The organism is Lysobacter korlensis, assembly GCF_042434515.1.
This window is the reverse complement of the sequence record NZ_JBHLTG010000012.1, coordinates 38900-55601: the sequence shown is the minus strand read 5'-3', so window position 1 is coordinate 55601 and position 16702 is coordinate 38900. Positions and strand designations below refer to the sequence as shown.

The window sequence follows — 16702 nt, the reverse complement described above, 5'->3', positions numbered from 1 at the left end:
TTGGTAGGCTCATGACCACAACCGAACACCGGGCCGCGAACGCGATGCGGGAGAGCCCCACCAGGGGCACCGAAGGAGCAAGCCTCCCCGCCAATCTCTCAGGTATCTGTACCGCACCGCACTGGCCACTCTGAAAAGCGAATCGAGCTTCGCTCGATTCCGCCCACGGTGAAAGCGACGGCGACCCCGACGCGAAGCTCTCAGGCAGATGACAGAGGGGGAGTTCCACCCGCAGCCCTCGCGCGCCAGGAGAACTCAGTGACGATAGGCCTCTCTCCGCTCCACCAGCTCCATGCCGATGCCGGAGCGAGCTTCACCGACTTCGCCGGCTGGCAGATGCCGGTCAGGTACAGCTCGGATCTGGCCGAGCATCACGCCGTCCGCACCGCGGCGGGCCTCTTCGACCTGTCGCACATGGGCGAGATCGTGGTGGTCGGACCCGAGGCGGCGGCCGCCCTCGACTACGCACTCAGCGCCGACCTGTCAGCGATCGTGGCCGGCCAGGCCAAGTACTCGCTGCTGCTCGATGAGCAGGGCGGCATTCTCGACGACTTGGTCGTGTACCGCACCGGCAGCGATCGCTACCTTGTGGTCGCGAACGCCTCGAACCGGGAGCTCGTCGCCGAGGAGCTGCGCAACCGGTGCTCACCGTTCACCTGCGATGTGTTCGACGAGAGCGACGACATCGCGCTGATCGCGCTGCAGGGGCCGAAGTCGCGGGAGATTCTCGAGAACCTGGAGCAGCCACTCGAGACACCGCTGGGCGAGCTCCGCTACTACCGAAGCGCGCCGGCCCGCTTCGACGGGCACGAGGTTCTGGTCGCCCGCACCGGCTACACCGGCGAGGACGGCTTCGAGCTGTTTCTCGCCCCGGATGCCGCGGCGCAGCTGTGGACTGCGATCCGCGAGGTCGGTGCCGGCAGCGGCCTGCTCCCCGCCGGGCTCGCGAGCCGCGACACCCTCCGTCTGGAGGCCGGCATGCCCCTCTATGGCCACGAGCTGAGCAGCGATGTGCAGCCGGTGCAGGCTGGACTCGCCCGCGCCGTCGCCCTGACCAAGCAGACGGAGTTCATCGGACGAGCAGCCGTCGAGCGGGGACCGGACGACGGCGCACCGGTGCTCGTGGGCCTCACCGCGGAGGGTCGCCGGGCGCCTCGCGCCGGGTACCCGGTGCTCGACGGTGACGGCGACGGCGCCGGCCTGATCGGCACCGTGACCTCCGGTGCACTCTCCCCGACGCTCGGCCATCCGATCGCCATGGCCTACGTCGCCCCCGAATTCGCAGGTGAGGGAACCAGACTCGCCGTCGATGTGCGCGGCACGCGCATCCCAGCCACGGTCGCCGCGCGTCCGTTCTACTCCCGAAAGGCAGCATCATGAACGCCCCCACCGGACTGCTGTTCACCGCCGAGCACGAGTGGGTCGACGTGGAAGGCGACACCGCGACGGTCGGCGTCACCTCCTACGCCGCGGACCAGCTCGGTGACGTCGTCTACGTCGACCTGCCGTCCGCAGGGGACGCGCTCACCGCGGGAGCGGTCATCGGCGAGATCGAGTCGACGAAGTCGGTCGGGGAGCTGTTCGCCCCGGTCAGCGGTGAGGTGCTCGAGCGCAACGACGACGTGCTGTCGAAGCCGGAGCTCGTCAACAGCGACCCCTACGGCGTCGGCTGGCTGCTGAAGGTGCGCTTCTCCGAGCTGCCGCAGCTGCTCAGCGCCGACGAGTACGAGAAGCTGGTCGGCGAGCAGTGAGCACCCCCTTCACGGACCGGCACATCGGAACGGATTCCGTTGCCCAGCTGCAGATGCTCTCGGTGCTCGGCTACGACACGGTCGAGGATCTGGTGCACGCCGCCGTCCCGGAGTCGATCCGCGCCCTGCCCGTCGCGGAGAGCTCGATCCCGAAGGCCGCAACCGAGCGGGAGGCGCTCGCCGAGCTGCGTGCGATCGCCCGTCACAACAAGGTCCGCCGCTCGATGATCGGACTGGGCTATTACGGAACCCTGACGCCGTCGGTGATTCAGCGCAACGTGCTCGAGAACCCGAGCTGGTACACGGCGTACACGCCCTACCAGCCGGAGATCTCGCAGGGCCGGCTGGAAGCGCTGATCAACTTCCAGACGATGGTGTCCGATCTCACCGGGATGGCGACGGCGAACGCATCGATGCTCGACGAGGCGACCGCCGTGGTCGAGGGGATGCTGCTCGCCCGCCGGGCTTCGAAGTCGCCGTCGAACGTGTTCCTGGTCGACGCGGATGCCTTCCCCCAGACGAAGGCCGTGCTCACGACCCGCGCGGAGGCGGTGGGCATCGACCTGGTGGAGGTCGACTTCACCACCCCTGAGCCCGGTTCGGGCACGCTCCCTGAGCCTGTCGAGGGGACCACCTCCGAAGACGGCGCGGTCCCGGTACCGATCGACGGGTCGACCGGCTCAGCGGCCGAGGCGTCCCTCCCAGAGGCGTTCGGGGTCTTCGTGCAGTACCCCGGCGCGTCCGGCCGGGTCTGGAACCCCACCGCCGTGATCGACGCCGTGCACGATGCCGGCGGTCTCGCGATCGTCGCAGCCGACCTGCTCGCGCTGACGATGGTCGCCTCGCCGGGAGACCTGGGCGCGGACGTCGCCGTCGGCACCAGCCAGCGCTTCGGCGTGCCCATGGGCTTCGGCGGACCGCACGCCGGCTACATGGCCGTCCGCGCCGGCCTCGAGCGGCAGCTCCCGGGCCGGCTGGTCGGCGTGTCGAAGGATGCCGACGGACACCCCGCCTACCGGCTGAGCCTGCAGGCACGGGAGCAGCACATCCGCCGGGAGAAGGCCACCAGCAACATCTGCACGGCGCAGGTGCTGCTCGCCATTCTCGCGTCGATGTACGCGGTGTACCACGGGCCCGGCGGGCTCACCAGGATCGCGTGGAACGTAGCCCGGAAGACCCGCGCATTCGCCGACCGGCTGAAGCGGGCCGGGTTCGAGATCGTGCACGACTCCTACTTCGACACCCTGACGGTGCGTACTCCGGGCCGCGCGGCCGAGATCGTCGCCGCCGCGCTGGAACGCGACCTGCTGCTGCACCTCGTCGACGACGACACGGTCTCGCTCAGCTTCGACGAGGCGACGGCGGAGACGGGAGTGATCGGCGGGCGCAGTGGCACGTCTCACCTCGAGCTGGATGACGCCCTCGCGGCGTCGTTCGGCATGGGCGGAGGCTGGGCGGAGTACTCATCGACCGGGGTGCCCGAGGATCTCCGCCGCACGACCGACTTCCTCACGCACCCGGTCTTCAACACGCACCGCACCGAGACGGCCATGATGCGGTACCTCAAGTACCTCGCCGACAAGGACTACGCGCTCGACCGCGGGATGATCCCGCTCGGCTCGTGCACGATGAAGCTCAACTCGGCCACGGAGATGGCGGCGGTGACCTGGCCGGAGTTCGCGGAGATCCACCCGTTCGCGCCGACCGAGGACGTCACGGGCTACATGGTGCTCATCTCGCACCTCGAGACCTGGCTGGCCGAGCTCACCGGGTACGACACCGTCTCGCTGCAGCCCAACGCGGGGAGTCAGGGCGAGCTCGCGGGTCTCCTCGCGATCCGCGGCTACCACCTCGCGAACGGCGACGACCAGCGGAACATCTGCCTCATCCCGCAGAGTGCGCACGGCACCAACGCCGCAAGCGCCGTGCTCGCCGGGATGCGCGTCGTGGTGGTCAGGACGGACGAGTACGGCAACGTCGACCTCGACGACCTGCACGCCAGGATCGACGAGCACGCCGGCGAGCTGGCTGCGCTCATGGTCACCTACCCATCGACCCACGGCGTGTACGAGCACGAGATCCGGGCGGTCACGGATGCGGTGCACGAGGCGGGCGGGCAGGTGTACGTCGACGGCGCGAACCTGAACGCGCTGCTCGGGTACGCCCGGTTCGGCGAGTTCGGGGGCGACGTATCGCACCTGAACCTGCACAAGACCTTCTGCATCCCGCACGGCGGCGGCGGCCCCGGCGTCGGGCCGGTCGCTGCGAAGGCGCACCTCGCGCCCTTCCTCCCCGGGCATCCGCAGTCGCAGAGCCCGGTGCACCCGGCGTTCGATCTGCTCACCGGGAACGCCGGCTCCCTGGTGCACGGCGGCGGGCCGGTCAGCGCCGCGCCGTACGGCAGCCCCAGCATCCTGCCCATCAGCTGGGCGTACGTGCGGATGATGGGTGCCGACGGACTGATGCGCGCCACCGGGGCTGCGGTGCTCGCCGCGAATTACGTCGCTGCCCGGCTGCGGGACTCATTCCCGGTGCTCTACGCAGGCGACAACGGCCTCGTCGCGCACGAGTGCATCCTCGACGTCCGGCCGCTCACCCAGGCCACCGGCGTGACGGTGGAGGATGTCGCGAAGCGGCTCATCGACTACGGGTTCCACGCGCCGACCATGTCGTTCCCCGTCGCCGGCACCCTCATGGTGGAGCCGACCGAGAGTGAGGACCTCCCCGAGCTCGAACGGTTCATCGAGGCGATGATCGCGATCAAGGCCGAAGCGGATGCCGTGGCCGACGGGCGCTGGTCCGCGGCGGACAATCCGCTGCGGCACGCCCCGCACACGGCCGAGGCCGTCATCGCGGGGGAGTGGGACCACGGCTACACCCGCGAAGAGGCGGTCTACCCGGTCCGGTCGCTGGTGCGTGCCAAGTACTGGCCGCCGGTCCGCCGCATCGACCAGGCCTTCGGCGACCGCAACCTGGTGTGCGCCTGCCCGCCGGTGGAGGCCTTCGCGTAGGAGTGCCCCGTCCATGAGTGGGTCGGACGGACCGACGACGTGCTGCACTTCGGGGCGGACGCTTCGACAGGCGCAGCGACCGTCGACTACCCAGACGGCGTCGGGGTCGATGTGGGAAGCACTGGCGGGGCGAAGAGGTCGGGCAGGAGTGCCACCGCGAACGGGTACCCGACGAAGACGACCGCGTCGATCAGCGTGTGCGCGACGATGAGCGGGAGCAGACGCCCGTATCTGGAGTAGAGCCAACCGAAGAGCACGCCCATCGCGACGTTCCCGAAGAAGGCCGGCACCCCCTGGTACAGGTGGTACGCCCCGCGCAGCACCGCCGCGCTCAGGATGATGGTCCAGGTTCCCCAGCGCAGGTCCCGCAGCCGCGCGAAGAGGTAGCCGACGACGATGACCTCCTCCGTCACACCGGCGCGGAGCGCGGACAGCAGCAGCACCGGGATGGTCCACCAGTGCTCGTCGAGCCCCGTGGCGACGACCGTCGGCGCGAGGCCCAGCGCGCGCCCGGTCAGATACAGCGCCAGGCCCGGGATACCGATGACGAGCACCAGCACGACGCCCCACAGCACATCGCGCCCCACCCGGCGGCCATCGAGCCCGAGCCGGCCGAGGTGCGGACGCGTGGCCCGCCACAGCAGGTAGCAGACGAGAGCGACCGGGACCAGATCGAAGAGGATCCCGAGGAACTGGTAGATGAGGTCGAACACCGGCCGCGGGCTCTGCGACGGGTTCAGGGTGGCCGTCTGCTGGGAGAGCGGACGGTCGAGGGTCAGCCGGTTGGCGATCGCCACCAGCGCGTATACCGCCGACGCACCGAACGACAACCCGAGCACGATGGCGATCTCCGCCGCGATCCGACGGCGACCGGCGACGGACTCGGAGGCAGACACGGTTCCGATGCTACGCGGGGCGAACTGGCGAGCGATTCCCGAGAGGAGCGCCGTTTGGCGCAATGCACAGCGCAGAGCCAGGGTCCGGGCGCAAGATTGTTGCATAGGCGCTAAAAACAGACCGATTCCAGTTACCGGTTAGTAACGTTTCGCGCGCGGGTTTTGCCCCCGGCCACCGGGTATTTAGGCTTCCCCTATACAGCGGGACAGCGCTTACAGCATGCTGTTCCCGCTCATCTTGCACAGGAGGAACATTGAAGATCAGACGACTCGGGGCAGCTGTTGCCGCGATCGGCGCTGGTGCCATCGTCCTGTCCGGCTGCTCTGCCCCCGAGGCGGAAGACAGCGGACTCGACGAAGGCACGAGCGTCAGTGCTGCGTGGAACCAGGCGTTCTACGCGTACAACGGCAACACCTCGTACGGCAACGCCACGGCGAACGCCAACATCATCTACCTGACCAACCCGGGCTTCAACTACTACAACAACGTGCCCGAGCTGGTCACCAATGACTCGTTCGGCACGTACGAGCTGGTGAGCGAAGACCCGCTGCAGGTGTCCTACACCATCGCGGACGGCGTTGAGTGGTCGGACGGTGTGCCGATCGACGCGGCGGACCTCCTGCTGTCGTGGGCGGCGAACTCCAACGCGTTCAACGACCCGGACTTCGACCCGTCGGAGTTCCAGGACCCGGAGACCGGTGCCATCACCGAGGACTTCCCTGAGGACCAGGTCTATTTCGACGGCGGCGGATCGGGTCTCGACCTCGTCGACGAGGTTCCCGAGATCAGCGACGACGGCAAGACCGTCACGCTGACCTACTCGAAGCCCTACGTCGACTGGGAGACCGCGTTCGACATCGACCTGCCGGCGCACGTCGTCGCGGGTGAGGCGCTCGGCATCGACGACCCGACCGAGGCGAAGGAGCGTCTGATCTCCGCGATCCAGAACAACGACGCCGCGGACCTCGCCCCGATCGCGAACACGTGGAACACCGCGTTCAACTTCACCGAGATGCCGGAGAACGAGGCGCTCGTCGTCTCGAGTGGTCCGTACACCATCGAGGAGTTCGTGGCCGATCAGTACATCACCCTCCGTGCCAACGAGAACTACACGGGCGACCTGCAGCCGAACATCGAGGAGCTGACGATCCGGTTCATCGGTGACCCGCTCGCCGCGGTCACGGCGCTGGAGAACGGTGAGGTCGACGTCATCTCGCCCCAGTCGACGACGGACGTCGTCGAGGCCCTGGAGGCTGTGGACGGTGTCGAGATCATCAAGGGACTCGAGGGCACCTACGAGCACGTCGACCTGCAGTTCGACCAGTCCAAGAGCGGTCACTTCGACGACCAGCGGATCCGCGAGGCGTTCCTGAAGACCGTTCCGCGTCAGCAGATCGTCGAGACGCTGATCGAGCCGATCATCGGTGACGAGGCCATCGTCCGGAACTCGCAGCTGTTCGTGCCTGGCGCTGAGGGCTACGACGAGGCTGTTGCCGCGAACGGCTCCGACGCCTACGCCGAGGTCGACATCGAGGGCGCCCAGGCGCTCCTCGCCGAGGCAGGGGTCGAGAACCCCGAGGTCTGCATCCTGTTCGACAGCGAGAACCCGCGCCGCGTGAACGAGTTCGCCATCATCCAGGAGTCCGCCAACCAGGCCGGCTTCAACGTGACGGACTGCTCGGACGCCGGCTGGGGCGGTCTGCTCGGCACGCCGGGCGCCTACGACGCCTCGCTGTTCGGGTGGCAGTCGACGGGCCTTGCGGTGACCGAGCCGCGGGCGAACTACGTGCCGGGCGGCATCAACAACCTCAACTACTACGAGAACGAAGACGTCACTGCGCTGTTCGACGAGCTGGAGACGACGTTCGATGAGGCGGAGCAGCGTCGGATTCTCACGGAGATCGACGCGCACCTGTGGGCTGACGCCTACGGTGTGACGATCTTCCAGTTCCCGTCGGTGACTGGTGTGAAGGACACGATCACGGGCGTCGACCCGTCGATCCTCGCGCCGACCATCTTCTGGAACGCATGGGATTGGGAGCTCGCCGAGTAATCAGAGCGATCTGAGAACCTCGTAACCCACTGGACGCTGGGACGGCGAAAGCCGTCCCAGCGTCCAGACCCTGTGACAACAGAAAAGGGAACCGCCTCTTCCCATGGCAACCTTCGTCATCCGGCGTCTGATCGCCTCATTCTTCGTCCTCCTCGCGGCGACATACATCATGTATGTCCTGACGGCGCTGTCAGGCGACCCGCTCGAGGACCTCCGCGCCAGCACCGCACCGAACGCGGCACAGCTCATCGAGCGGCGCATCGACCTGCTGCACCTCGACGTCCCTCCGTATCTGCGCTACTTCATCTGGCTCGGCGGCGTCAGCAAGTGCGTGATCGGCCAGTGCGATCTCGGGTACAACGTGCAGGGGCAGCCGGTGATCGCGCTCCTCGAGAACGCACTCGGCCAAACGCTGCAGCTCGTCACAACCGCCGCCATCCTCGCCATCATCATCGGCGTGATCGTCGGCATCGTCACCGCGCTGCGTCAGTACAGCGGCTTCGACTACGGCGTGACGTTCATCGCCTTCCTCTTCTTCTCGCTGCCGATCTTCTGGGTCGCGGTCCTGCTCAAGCAGTACATCGCCATCGGCTTCAACGACTTCCTGCGGAATCCCGACATACCGCCGATCGTGATCGTGATCGCGGCGATCCTCTCCGGCGTGGTCTGGGCCGCAGTCGCGGGCGGCAACTGGCGACGGCGAGGCATCGTCTTCGGCGTCGCAACGGCGGTCACCGCCGGAATCCTCTTCTACATGAGCGCCACCGATTGGTTCCTCACCCCTGGCCTCGGCATCGTGCTGATCACGCTCACCGGAATCGCGGCCGCCGTCGGGATCACGGCGGTCTCGACCGGGCTGAAGAACCGCAGGTCGCTGTACGCGTCGCTGACGGTGGTCGCGCTCGGTGTGGCGCTCTACTACCCGCTGCAGTTCATCTTCGGCCGGATGACGATGCCGCTGTTCCTCGGCCTGGCCGTGGTGACCATCCTGGTCGGCGGTGTCATCGGCTGGTTCTGGGGCGGCAACGACCGCTGGCAGGTGGCGCGCACCGCGGCGCTCGTCGCGGTGATCATGGGCGGACTGATCGCCATCGACGAGTACATGTCGTACTGGGAGGCGTACTCCAACTCCAGCCGCGTGCGTGGGCGCCCCATCGCGACGATCGGTTCGGTGACCCCGAACCTCGGCGGCAACTTCTGGGTGCAGGGCGTCGACTCCTTCACCCACCTGCTTCTGCCCACGATCGCCCTCATCCTGGTCTCCGTGGCCAGCTACACCCGGTACACGCGGTCGAGCATGCTCGAGGTGATGAACCAGGACTACATCCGCACCGCACGCGCGAAGGGCCTCACCGAGCGCACCGTCATCGTCCGTCACGCCTTCCGGAACGCCCTCATCCCGATCGCGACGATCGTCGCGTTCGACGTCGGCGCGATCGTCGGCGGCGCCGTCATCACGGAGCGCGTGTTCGCGTGGACCGGTATGGGGGCCCTCTTCATCAACGGTCTGGACCGTGTCGACCCGAACCCCGTGATGGCGTTCTTCCTGGTGACCGGTGCCCTGGCGATCATCTTCAACCTCATCGCGGATCTCGTCTACGCCGCCCTCGACCCCCGAATCAGGCTCTCGTAATGACCAACCTCAACATCCCGGTCCAGGATCCCGGCCACCACGAGCCCGGAGTCACCGATGAAGAGTCGAACCTCGAGCTCAAAGAGGTCGCCGGCCTCAGCCAGGGCCAGATCGTCCGCAAGCGCTTCTTCCGGCACAAAGGCGCCCTCATCTCGATGGTGGTGCTCGCGGGCATCATCCTGCTCTCGGTGACGAGCGTCGGTGTGACGCTCGGCGACTTGCGGATCACCGGCTGGTGGCCATACCACTGGTCCGAGCTGAATCCCATCGTCGACCGCACGAGCCCGAGCGGCACGCACCCGTTCGGCCAGGACGAGGTCGGTCGTGACATCTTCGCCGTCGTCATGCGCGGCACCCAGCAGTCGCTGATGGTGATGGTGATCGTGGGAGTGCTCGGCACCACCATCGGGACGGTGCTCGGAGCGATCGCCGGGTATTACCGCAAGGGCGTGGACTCGGTGATCATGCGGTTCACCGACATCATCATCACCATCCCGGTCATCGTCATCGGGGCGGTGCTCGGCCGGGCGGTCGGCAACCTCGGCGCGGTCGCGCTCGGCATCGTCCTCGGACTGTTCGCGTGGACGGGCCTCGCACGACTCGTCCGCGCGGAGTTCCTGTCGCTTCGTGAACGGGAGTTCGTCGACGCCGCGCGGGTGGCCGGTGCCCGGGACCGCCGGATCATCTTCCGCCACATTCTGCCGAACGCCGTCGGCGTCATCATCGTCAACGCGACGCTCCTGATGGCGGCAGCCATCCTGCTGGAGACAGCGCTCAGCTTCCTCGGGTTCGGCGTGCAATCGCCCGACACGTCGCTCGGCAAGATCATCACCGACAACCAGTCCGCATTCGGCACCCGTCCGTGGCTGTTCTGGTGGCCGGGCCTGTTCATCATCGCCATCGCCCTGTGCGTCAACTTCATCGGCGACGGGCTCCGCGATGCGTTCGACCCCCGCCAGAAGCGGATGCCCACCGAGCGTGCCCTCGCCAAGGGAGACAAGGGGCGCCGCACGCAGGCGGAGATCGTGACGCGCGGCACCGACGCGGACACCGGAACCAGCCGTCCGTGAGTGTCCTACAGCAGCAGGCCGCTGATGGCCGCGGCGGTCAGCACCGCGAGCAGCGCCGCCGTGCCGTAGTGCCACTGCACGCGGACGGGATGCGGGGGAGCGGCGTCCAGGGCGCCCTCGTCGCGGAGCAGCTCCCAGTGCAGCCGGATCACGTGTGCGGCGGCGCCGGACGCGCTCGTCAGCGAATCGCCCGGCCGGATCGAGCCGCCGGCGGCGCGCGCCGACTCGGCGACGCGGCGGGCGTCGTGCTCAGTCATGCTCGGGACGGTGTACCGGCTTGGCGCCGGCGCCGCCCAGACGTCGATCTTGCCGTCGGCCGTGTACAGCGTGAGCGAGAACCTGGTGTCGATGCGCTGGATCGCGTTCCAGGGGACGAAGTGGGTGCGCAGCACGTTCCGCACCGTGACGGCGTGCTCCTCGACCCGCAGCTCCGGCGCCCAGAACAGCGCCCAGACGACCGCGATCAGCAGCAGCGGCAGCGCCCCGTAGCGCAGCAGGCCGTCCACGTCGCCGGTGAGAAGAAAGCCGCCGAGTGCCGCGATGGCGACCGCGGACACCACCACCGTGAGCACCCGGCCGAACGACGGCTGGAAGCGAGCGGGACGAAACACCATGGGCTCAGCTTTTCAGATGTGGGCACTCTCGACGCTCGGAAGGATTCCCAGTGAGCACCGCTGCACCGGCGCCCGTCGCCGAAACCGTTCTCGAAGTCCAGAACCTCGATGTCGACTTCTGGGTCGACGGCGAGTTCTACCCGGCCGCCGAGGACATGAACTTCCGGATCGGCCGGGGCGAGGTGCTCGCCATCGTCGGTGAGTCCGGGTCCGGAAAGAGCTCCAGCTCCATGGCGCTCCTCGGCCTGCTGCCGCCGAACGCCCGCGTCACCGGCTCCGTGAAGCTCCTCGGCAAGGACATCTCGAGCATCGACCCGGCGGAGCTCCGCAAGGTGCGAGGCGGGCAGATCGCCGCGATCTTCCAGGAGCCGATGACGGCGCTGAACCCCGTCTACACGATCGGATTCCAGATCGTCGAGGCGCTGCGCTCCCAGTACCCGCTGGGACCGAAGGAGGCGAAGGAGCGCGCGATCGAGCTGCTGCGGCAGGTCGAGATGCCCAACCCGGAGCAGTCGTTCAACAAGTACCCGCATCAGCTGTCCGGCGGTCAGCGCCAGCGTGCCATGATCGCGCAGTCGATCTCCTGCGACCCGGTGCTGCTCATCGCCGACGAGCCCACCACCGCGCTCGACGTCACCGTGCAGGCCGAGATCCTCGACCTGATGCGCAACCTGCACAAGCGCCTCGACAGTGCCATCCTGCTGATCACGCATGACATGGGCGTCGTTGCCGACCTCGCCGACCGCATCATGGTGATGCGCAACGGCAAGGTCGTCGAGACCGGCACGGTGAGCGAAGTCTTCAGCGCACCGAAGCACGAGTACACGAAGCAGCTCCTCGCAGCGGTGCCGAACCTGGGCGTCAGCGAGCAGCGGCTGCTCGATCAGGCCAGCGCCGCGCAGCCCGTGCTCTCGCTCAAGGACGTCGCGATCGAGTACCCGAAGCGCGGACGCATCCCCGCCTTCCGTGCTGCGGAAGGGGTGACCCTCGACATCTTCCCCGGCGAGATCCTCGGGCTGGTGGGGGAGTCGGGGTCCGGCAAGACCACCATCGGCCGCGCCGCAGTCGGTCTGCTTCCGATCGCGGATGGCACACTGATCTGCGCCGGCCACGACATCTCCAAGGCCTCCGACAAGGACCTGCGGCCCATCCGGCGCAAGACCGGCATCGTCTTCCAGGACCCCGCCTCTTCGCTGAACCCCCGCATGCCGATCGGCCAGAGCATCGGCGAGCCGCTGCTGCTCGCCGGTGAGGCGAAGGGCACGGATCTCGACCGGCGCGTCGAGACCCTGCTCGACCAGGTCGAGCTGCCGCGCAGCTACCGGAACCGCTACCCGCACGAGCTCTCCGGCGGTCAGCGGCAGCGGGTCGGCATCGCCAGGGCGCTCGCCCTCGGCCCCGACCTGCTCGTGGCCGACGAGCCGACCAGCGCGCTCGACGTGTCCGTGCAGGCCAGGTTCCTCGATCTGCTGCAGGAGCTGCAGCACCAGCTGAACTTCGCGTGCCTGTTCATCAGCCACGACCTCGCCGTCGTCGACCTCCTCGCGCACCGGATCGCGGTGATGCACCGCGGCAGGATCGTGGAGCAGGGGCCGCGGGACGAGATCCTCCGCAGCCCCAAGGAGGCGTACACGCAGCGCCTGATCGCCGCTGTGCCGGTGCCTGATCCGGAACGGCAGCGGGAGCGCCGCGAGCAGCGCGCCCGCTGAGACTCCACGCAGCGCACCGCGATGGCGCCGGAAGCCGGTTCGGCGGTGCTCCGGTACGATTGGGAACGCGGCTGCCGTCTGCGCCGCCATTCTCTTCAATTCCCCGAGGTTCTCTTTCATGGCTTCTGCCGTCCGCACCGACCTGCGCAACGTGGCGATCGTCGCCCACGTCGACCACGGCAAGACGACCCTCGTCGACGCCATGCTGCGCCAGACCAACTCCTTCGGAGACCACGCGCACGTCGAGGACCGCGCCATGGACTCCAACGACCTGGAGCGTGAGAAGGGGATCACGATCCTCGCCAAGAACACGGCGATCAGCTACGCCGGCGCCCACGCGACCGACGGACCCGTGACGATCAACGTCATCGACACCCCGGGCCACGCCGACTTCGGCGGCGAGGTCGAGCGCGGTCTCAGCATGGTCGACGGCGTGGTGCTCCTCGTCGACGCCAGCGAGGGCCCGCTGCCGCAGACCCGATTCGTGCTGCGCAAAGCGCTCGAGGCGAAGCTTCCCGTGATCCTGCTGGTGAACAAGACCGATCGCCCGGACGCCCGGATCGACGAGGTGGTCTCCGAGAGCCAGGACCTCCTCATCGGGCTCGCCAGCGACCTGTCGGACGACGTGCCGGACCTGGACCTCGACGCGGTGCTCGACGTGCCGGTGGTCTACGCCTCCGGCCGGAACGGGGCCGCGAGCCTCACCAAGCCCGCCAACGGCAGCATGCCCGACAACGACGACCTGGAGCCGCTGTTCGGGGCGATCCTCGAGCACATCCCGGCGCCTCGCTACGACGACGAGCATCCCCTGCAGGCGCACGTCACGAACCTCGACGCGTCGCCGTTCCTCGGCCGCATCGCGCTGCTGCGCGTCTTCTCCGGCAGCCTGCGCAAGGGCCAGACCGTCGCGTGGGTGAAGCACGACGGCTCGGTGTCGAACGTGCGGATCACCGAGCTGCTGAAGACCCGCGCCCTCGAGCGCTACCCGGCGGAGGAGGCCCACGCCGGCGACATCGTCGCGGTCGCCGGCATCCCGGAGATCACCATCGGCGAGACCATCGCCGACCCGGATGACGTGCGGCCGCTCCCCGCGATCACGGTCGACGAGCCGGCGATCTCCATGACGATCGGCACCAACACGTCGCCGCTCGTCGGCAAGGTGAAGGGCCACAAGCTCACCGCCCGCATGGTCAAGGACCGTCTCGACCGTGAGCTGATCGGCAACGTGTCCATCCGCGTCGTCGACATCGGACGGCCGGACGCCTGGGAGGTGCAGGGCCGCGGCGAGCTCGCACTCGCGATCCTGGTGGAGAACATGCGCCGCGAGGGCTTCGAGCTCACCGTGGGCAAACCGCAGGTGGTCACCAGACGGGTGGACGGCAAGCTCCAGGAGCCGTTCGAGCACCTCACCATCGACGCTCCCGAGGAGTACCTCGGCGCCATCACCCAGCTGATGGCCGCCCGCAAGGGCCGCATGGACAACATGGCGAACCACGGCACCGGCTGGGTGCGGATGGAGTTCATCGTCCCTTCCCGCGGTCTGATCGGCTTCCGAACCGAGTTCCTCACCATCACCCGCGGAACCGGCATCGCGAACGCCATCTCGCACGGCTACGGCGACTGGGCCGGCACCATCACGACGCGCACCAACGGCTCGATCGTCGCCGACCGCGCCGGTGTCGTCACCCCGTTCGCCATCGTGAACCTGCAGGAGCGGATGACCTTCTTCGTGAACCCGACCGAGGAGGTCTACGAGGGCATGGTGATCGGCGAGAACTCCCGCGCCGACGACATGGACGTGAACATCACCAAGGAGAAGAAGCTCACCAACATGCGCTCCTCCACCGCCGACACGTTCGAGTCGATGACCCCGTCGAAGCAGCTGTCGCTCGAGGAGTGCCTCGAGTTCGCCCGCGAGGACGAATGCGTCGAGGTCACCCCGGAGGTCGTCCGCATCCGCAAGGTGGAGCTCGACCAGACCGCCCGGGCCCGCGCGACGTCGCGGCTGAAGAAGCAGGACGCCTGATGCGCCGCGCTGCGACCCGGGTCATCGTGGTGGCGCTCGCCTCGGCGCTGACGCTCACCGGCTGCACCGGCACGCCGCTCGACAACGTGATCGAGGGCCTCGTCGGCGAAGGCGCCGAACAGCTGCAGGGCGGGGTCGAGGGGCTCGTCGAGGACGCGCTCGGCGGAACCGCCATCACCAGCGACGGACAGCTGCCGGAGGGCTTCCCGGCCGATGCGGTGCCGGTGACCGGCACGGTGCTCGGAGGTGGCAGCGGCCCGAACGGCACCGGCTGGGTGGCGCGCACCGAGCTCGCCTCCGCGGCGGAGTTCGAGCAGGCGAAGGCGGCCCTGGAGGGCGCCGGGTTCACCGCATCCGCCGTCAACTCGGACGCGAACAGCGGCTTCGGCACCTTCACCTCCGCCGACCACACCGTCGTGCTGGTGGTTGCGACCGAGTCCGGACAGGCCACCGCCACGTACGTCGTCACCCCGTCCTGACCGCGGAGCCATCACGATGACCGGGCCGGAGCGGGTGCTGTTCGTGCACGCCCATCCCGACGACGAGTCCATCGCCACCGGCGGCACCATCGCCACCCTGGTGGACCGTGGCGCCGCCGTGACGGTGCTCACCTGCACCCGCGGGGAGCGGGGCGAGGTCATCCCGCCCGAGCTCGCGCACTTCGAGGGCTCACCCGATCTCGTGGCCATCCGTGAGGACGAGCTGCGCGGCGCCCTCCGCGAGCTCGGTGTCTCCGATTCCCGCTTCCTCGGCGCTCTCGATGCCCGCCGTCCGGGCCTGCCGGAGCGGATGTACCTGGACAGCGGGATGCGCTGGGGCGCCGACGGACCGGAGCCGGTGTCCGATCCGCACCCGGAGTCACTCTGCGCGGCCGACCTCGGCGAGGTGGCGGCCGACATCGCAGCGGTGATCCTCGATGTCGATCCCGACGTCGTGGTCAGCTACGACGAGCGCGGCGGTTACGGACACCCCGACCACATCCGGGTGCACCAGGCGGCACGCCGCGCGGCCGAGGTGCTGCGCGTGCCCTTCTACGCCGTGCTGCCGGCCGAGTCGGAGCTCGAACCGACCACGAGCGTGGACGTGCGGCCGGTGCTCGAACGAAAGCGCAGAGCCCTCGCCGCACACCGCACGCAGGTGGTGGTCGACCGCGACTCCTTCCAGCTGTCGAACGGTGAGTGGCATCCCATCGACACGACGGAGTCGTTCCGCAGGCTGCGGCTGCAGACGCCGGACGAGCAGCCCTCCGTGGTGTCCATGGTCGTCGCGGGGGTTCTCGCGCTCGCACTCGGCGCCGCACTCGGCGTCCTCGGCACCACCGGTCACCAGTACGTGCCGCCGATCGGCATCCTGCTGAGCCTCACCGCGGTGGCCGGACTGATCGTCGGTCTGCGGCTGATCTTCGACGGACGAACCGTTCCGCTCGCCGCCGCGCTCGGGGTGATCGGCGCGGAGGCGGCGCTCGCCATGCCCGGGATGGGCGGGTCCGTGCTCATCCCCTCGAACGGGATCGGATACGCCTGGACGTTGGGTCCGGTGCTGATCGCCGTCGTCGCCTTGGGGTGGCCTCGGATCGAACGCCGAGGAAGGCGTCGGTAGACTTCCAGCGTGACCTACGTCATTGCCCTCCCTTGCGTCGACCTGAAAGATCGCGCCTGCATCGATGAGTGTCCGGTGGACTGCATCTATGAAGGCGACCGGATGCTCTACATCCAGCCCGACGAATGCGTCGACTGCGGCGCCTGCGAACCGGTGTGCCCGGTGGAGGCCATCTACTACGAGGACGACCTGCCCGAGCAGTGGGCGGACTACTACAAGGCCAACGTCGAGTTCTTCGACGACATCGGCTCTCCAGGAGGCGCGGCCAAGGTCGGCGTGATCCACAAGGACCACCCGGTCGTCGCGGCTCTGCCGCCGCAGGCTGCGAACGCGTAGCGC

Annotated in this window: 13 protein-coding genes and 2 riboswitches; of the genes, 11 read left to right on the top strand and 2 right to left on the bottom strand. The window is 68.4% G+C overall.

Features of this window, described 5'->3' with window-relative positions:
• Positions 1–37: 37 nt before the first annotated feature.
• A riboswitch (glycine riboswitch) is annotated at positions 38–124 on the top strand.
• A 1-nt stretch (position 125) separates the two neighbouring features.
• A riboswitch (glycine riboswitch) is annotated at positions 126–222 on the top strand.
• A gap of 36 nt (positions 223–258) precedes the next feature.
• The 3 genes from gcvT to gcvP are packed head-to-tail and all read left to right on the top strand — an operon-like array spanning position 259 to position 4762.
• Positions 259–1380 carry a glycine cleavage system aminomethyltransferase GcvT gene (gene gcvT / locus ACFFGH_RS30925; protein ID WP_386676132.1) on the top strand — a complete coding sequence of 374 codons (1122 nt, stop codon included), beginning with the start codon at positions 259–261 and terminating at the stop codon, positions 1378–1380.
• Positions 1377–1751: a glycine cleavage system protein GcvH gene (gcvH, locus tag ACFFGH_RS30920; RefSeq protein ID WP_386676130.1), complete on the top strand. Its 375-nt coding sequence runs from the start codon at positions 1377–1379 to the stop codon at positions 1749–1751. The genes gcvT and gcvH overlap by 4 nt, the downstream gene beginning before the upstream one ends.
• Entirely contained in the window at positions 1748–4762 is a 3015-nt protein-coding gene (gene gcvP, locus ACFFGH_RS30915) for an aminomethyl-transferring glycine dehydrogenase (protein WP_386676128.1), read from the top strand. The genes gcvH and gcvP overlap by 4 nt, the downstream gene beginning before the upstream one ends.
• Before the next feature lie 86 nt (positions 4763–4848).
• Here gcvP and ACFFGH_RS30910 read toward each other — a convergent pair whose 3' ends face one another.
• The gene (locus ACFFGH_RS30910) at positions 4849–5658 is read right to left on the bottom strand and encodes a CPBP family intramembrane glutamic endopeptidase (RefSeq protein ID WP_386676127.1); all 810 of its coding nucleotides are present in this window, start codon (positions 5656–5658) and stop codon (positions 4849–4851) included.
• Positions 5659–5912: 254 nt separating this feature from the next.
• Between ACFFGH_RS30910 and ACFFGH_RS30905 the strand changes: the two genes are divergently transcribed.
• From ACFFGH_RS30905 to ACFFGH_RS30895, 3 genes are all read left to right on the top strand, one after another.
• The gene (locus ACFFGH_RS30905) at positions 5913–7712 is read left to right on the top strand and encodes an ABC transporter family substrate-binding protein (RefSeq protein WP_386676125.1); all 1800 of its coding nucleotides are present in this window, start codon (positions 5913–5915) and stop codon (positions 7710–7712) included.
• 103 nt (positions 7713–7815) lie between these two features.
• Entirely contained in the window at positions 7816–9345 is a 1530-nt protein-coding gene (locus ACFFGH_RS30900; protein WP_386676123.1) for an ABC transporter permease, read from the top strand.
• Positions 9345–10415, top strand: coding sequence for an ABC transporter permease (locus tag ACFFGH_RS30895; RefSeq protein ID WP_386676121.1), 1071 nt, complete (start codon positions 9345–9347; stop codon positions 10413–10415). Before ACFFGH_RS30900 ends, ACFFGH_RS30895 begins: the two co-directional genes overlap by 1 nt.
• A 5-nt stretch (positions 10416–10420) precedes the next feature.
• On the opposite strand, the gene ACFFGH_RS30890 is transcribed toward ACFFGH_RS30895, so the two are convergent.
• Positions 10421–11029, bottom strand: a complete 609-nt coding sequence (locus tag ACFFGH_RS30890) for a PH domain-containing protein (protein WP_386676119.1) — start codon at positions 11027–11029, stop codon at positions 10421–10423.
• A gap of 50 nt (positions 11030–11079) precedes the next feature.
• Between ACFFGH_RS30890 and ACFFGH_RS30885 the strand changes: the two genes are divergently transcribed.
• The 5 genes from ACFFGH_RS30885 (at position 11080) to fdxA (ending at position 16699) form a co-directional block, all read left to right on the top strand.
• Positions 11080–12738: a dipeptide ABC transporter ATP-binding protein gene (locus tag ACFFGH_RS30885; protein WP_386676118.1), complete on the top strand. Its 1659-nt coding sequence runs from the start codon at positions 11080–11082 to the stop codon at positions 12736–12738.
• A gap of 118 nt (positions 12739–12856) precedes the next feature.
• Positions 12857–14764, top strand: coding sequence for a translational GTPase TypA (gene typA / locus ACFFGH_RS30880; RefSeq protein WP_386676116.1), 1908 nt, complete (start codon positions 12857–12859; stop codon positions 14762–14764).
• Positions 14764–15243 carry a hypothetical protein gene (locus ACFFGH_RS30875; protein ID WP_386676114.1) on the top strand — a complete coding sequence of 160 codons (480 nt, stop codon included), beginning with the start codon at positions 14764–14766 and terminating at the stop codon, positions 15241–15243. Before typA ends, ACFFGH_RS30875 begins: the two co-directional genes overlap by 1 nt.
• 16 nt (positions 15244–15259) lie before the next feature.
• Positions 15260–16363: a PIG-L family deacetylase gene (locus ACFFGH_RS30870; RefSeq protein ID WP_386676112.1), complete on the top strand. Its 1104-nt coding sequence runs from the start codon at positions 15260–15262 to the stop codon at positions 16361–16363.
• A 9-nt stretch (positions 16364–16372) separates the two neighbouring features.
• Positions 16373–16699, top strand: coding sequence for a ferredoxin (gene fdxA / locus ACFFGH_RS30865; RefSeq protein ID WP_386676110.1), 327 nt, complete (start codon positions 16373–16375; stop codon positions 16697–16699).
• Positions 16700–16702 lie beyond the last annotated feature (3 nt).

Bases quoted from the DNA above. Each gene is read 5' to 3' on its own strand.
- gcvH (WP_386676130.1), top strand. From the start codon at position 1,377: ATGAACGCCCCCACCGGACTGCTGTTCACCGCCGAGCACGAGTGGGTC.
- ACFFGH_RS30900 (WP_386676123.1), top strand. From the start codon at position 7,816: ATGGCAACCTTCGTCATCCGGCGTCTGATCGCCTCATTCTTCGTCCTC.
- ACFFGH_RS30895 (WP_386676121.1), top strand. From the start codon at position 9,345: ATGACCAACCTCAACATCCCGGTCCAGGATCCCGGCCACCACGAGCCC.
- ACFFGH_RS30890 (WP_386676119.1), bottom strand. From the start codon at position 11,029: ATGGTGTTTCGTCCCGCTCGCTTCCAGCCGTCGTTCGGCCGGGTGCTC.
- typA (WP_386676116.1), top strand. From the start codon at position 12,857: ATGGCTTCTGCCGTCCGCACCGACCTGCGCAACGTGGCGATCGTCGCC.
- ACFFGH_RS30875 (WP_386676114.1), top strand. From the start codon at position 14,764: ATGCGCCGCGCTGCGACCCGGGTCATCGTGGTGGCGCTCGCCTCGGCG.
- ACFFGH_RS30870 (WP_386676112.1), top strand. From the start codon at position 15,260: ATGACCGGGCCGGAGCGGGTGCTGTTCGTGCACGCCCATCCCGACGAC.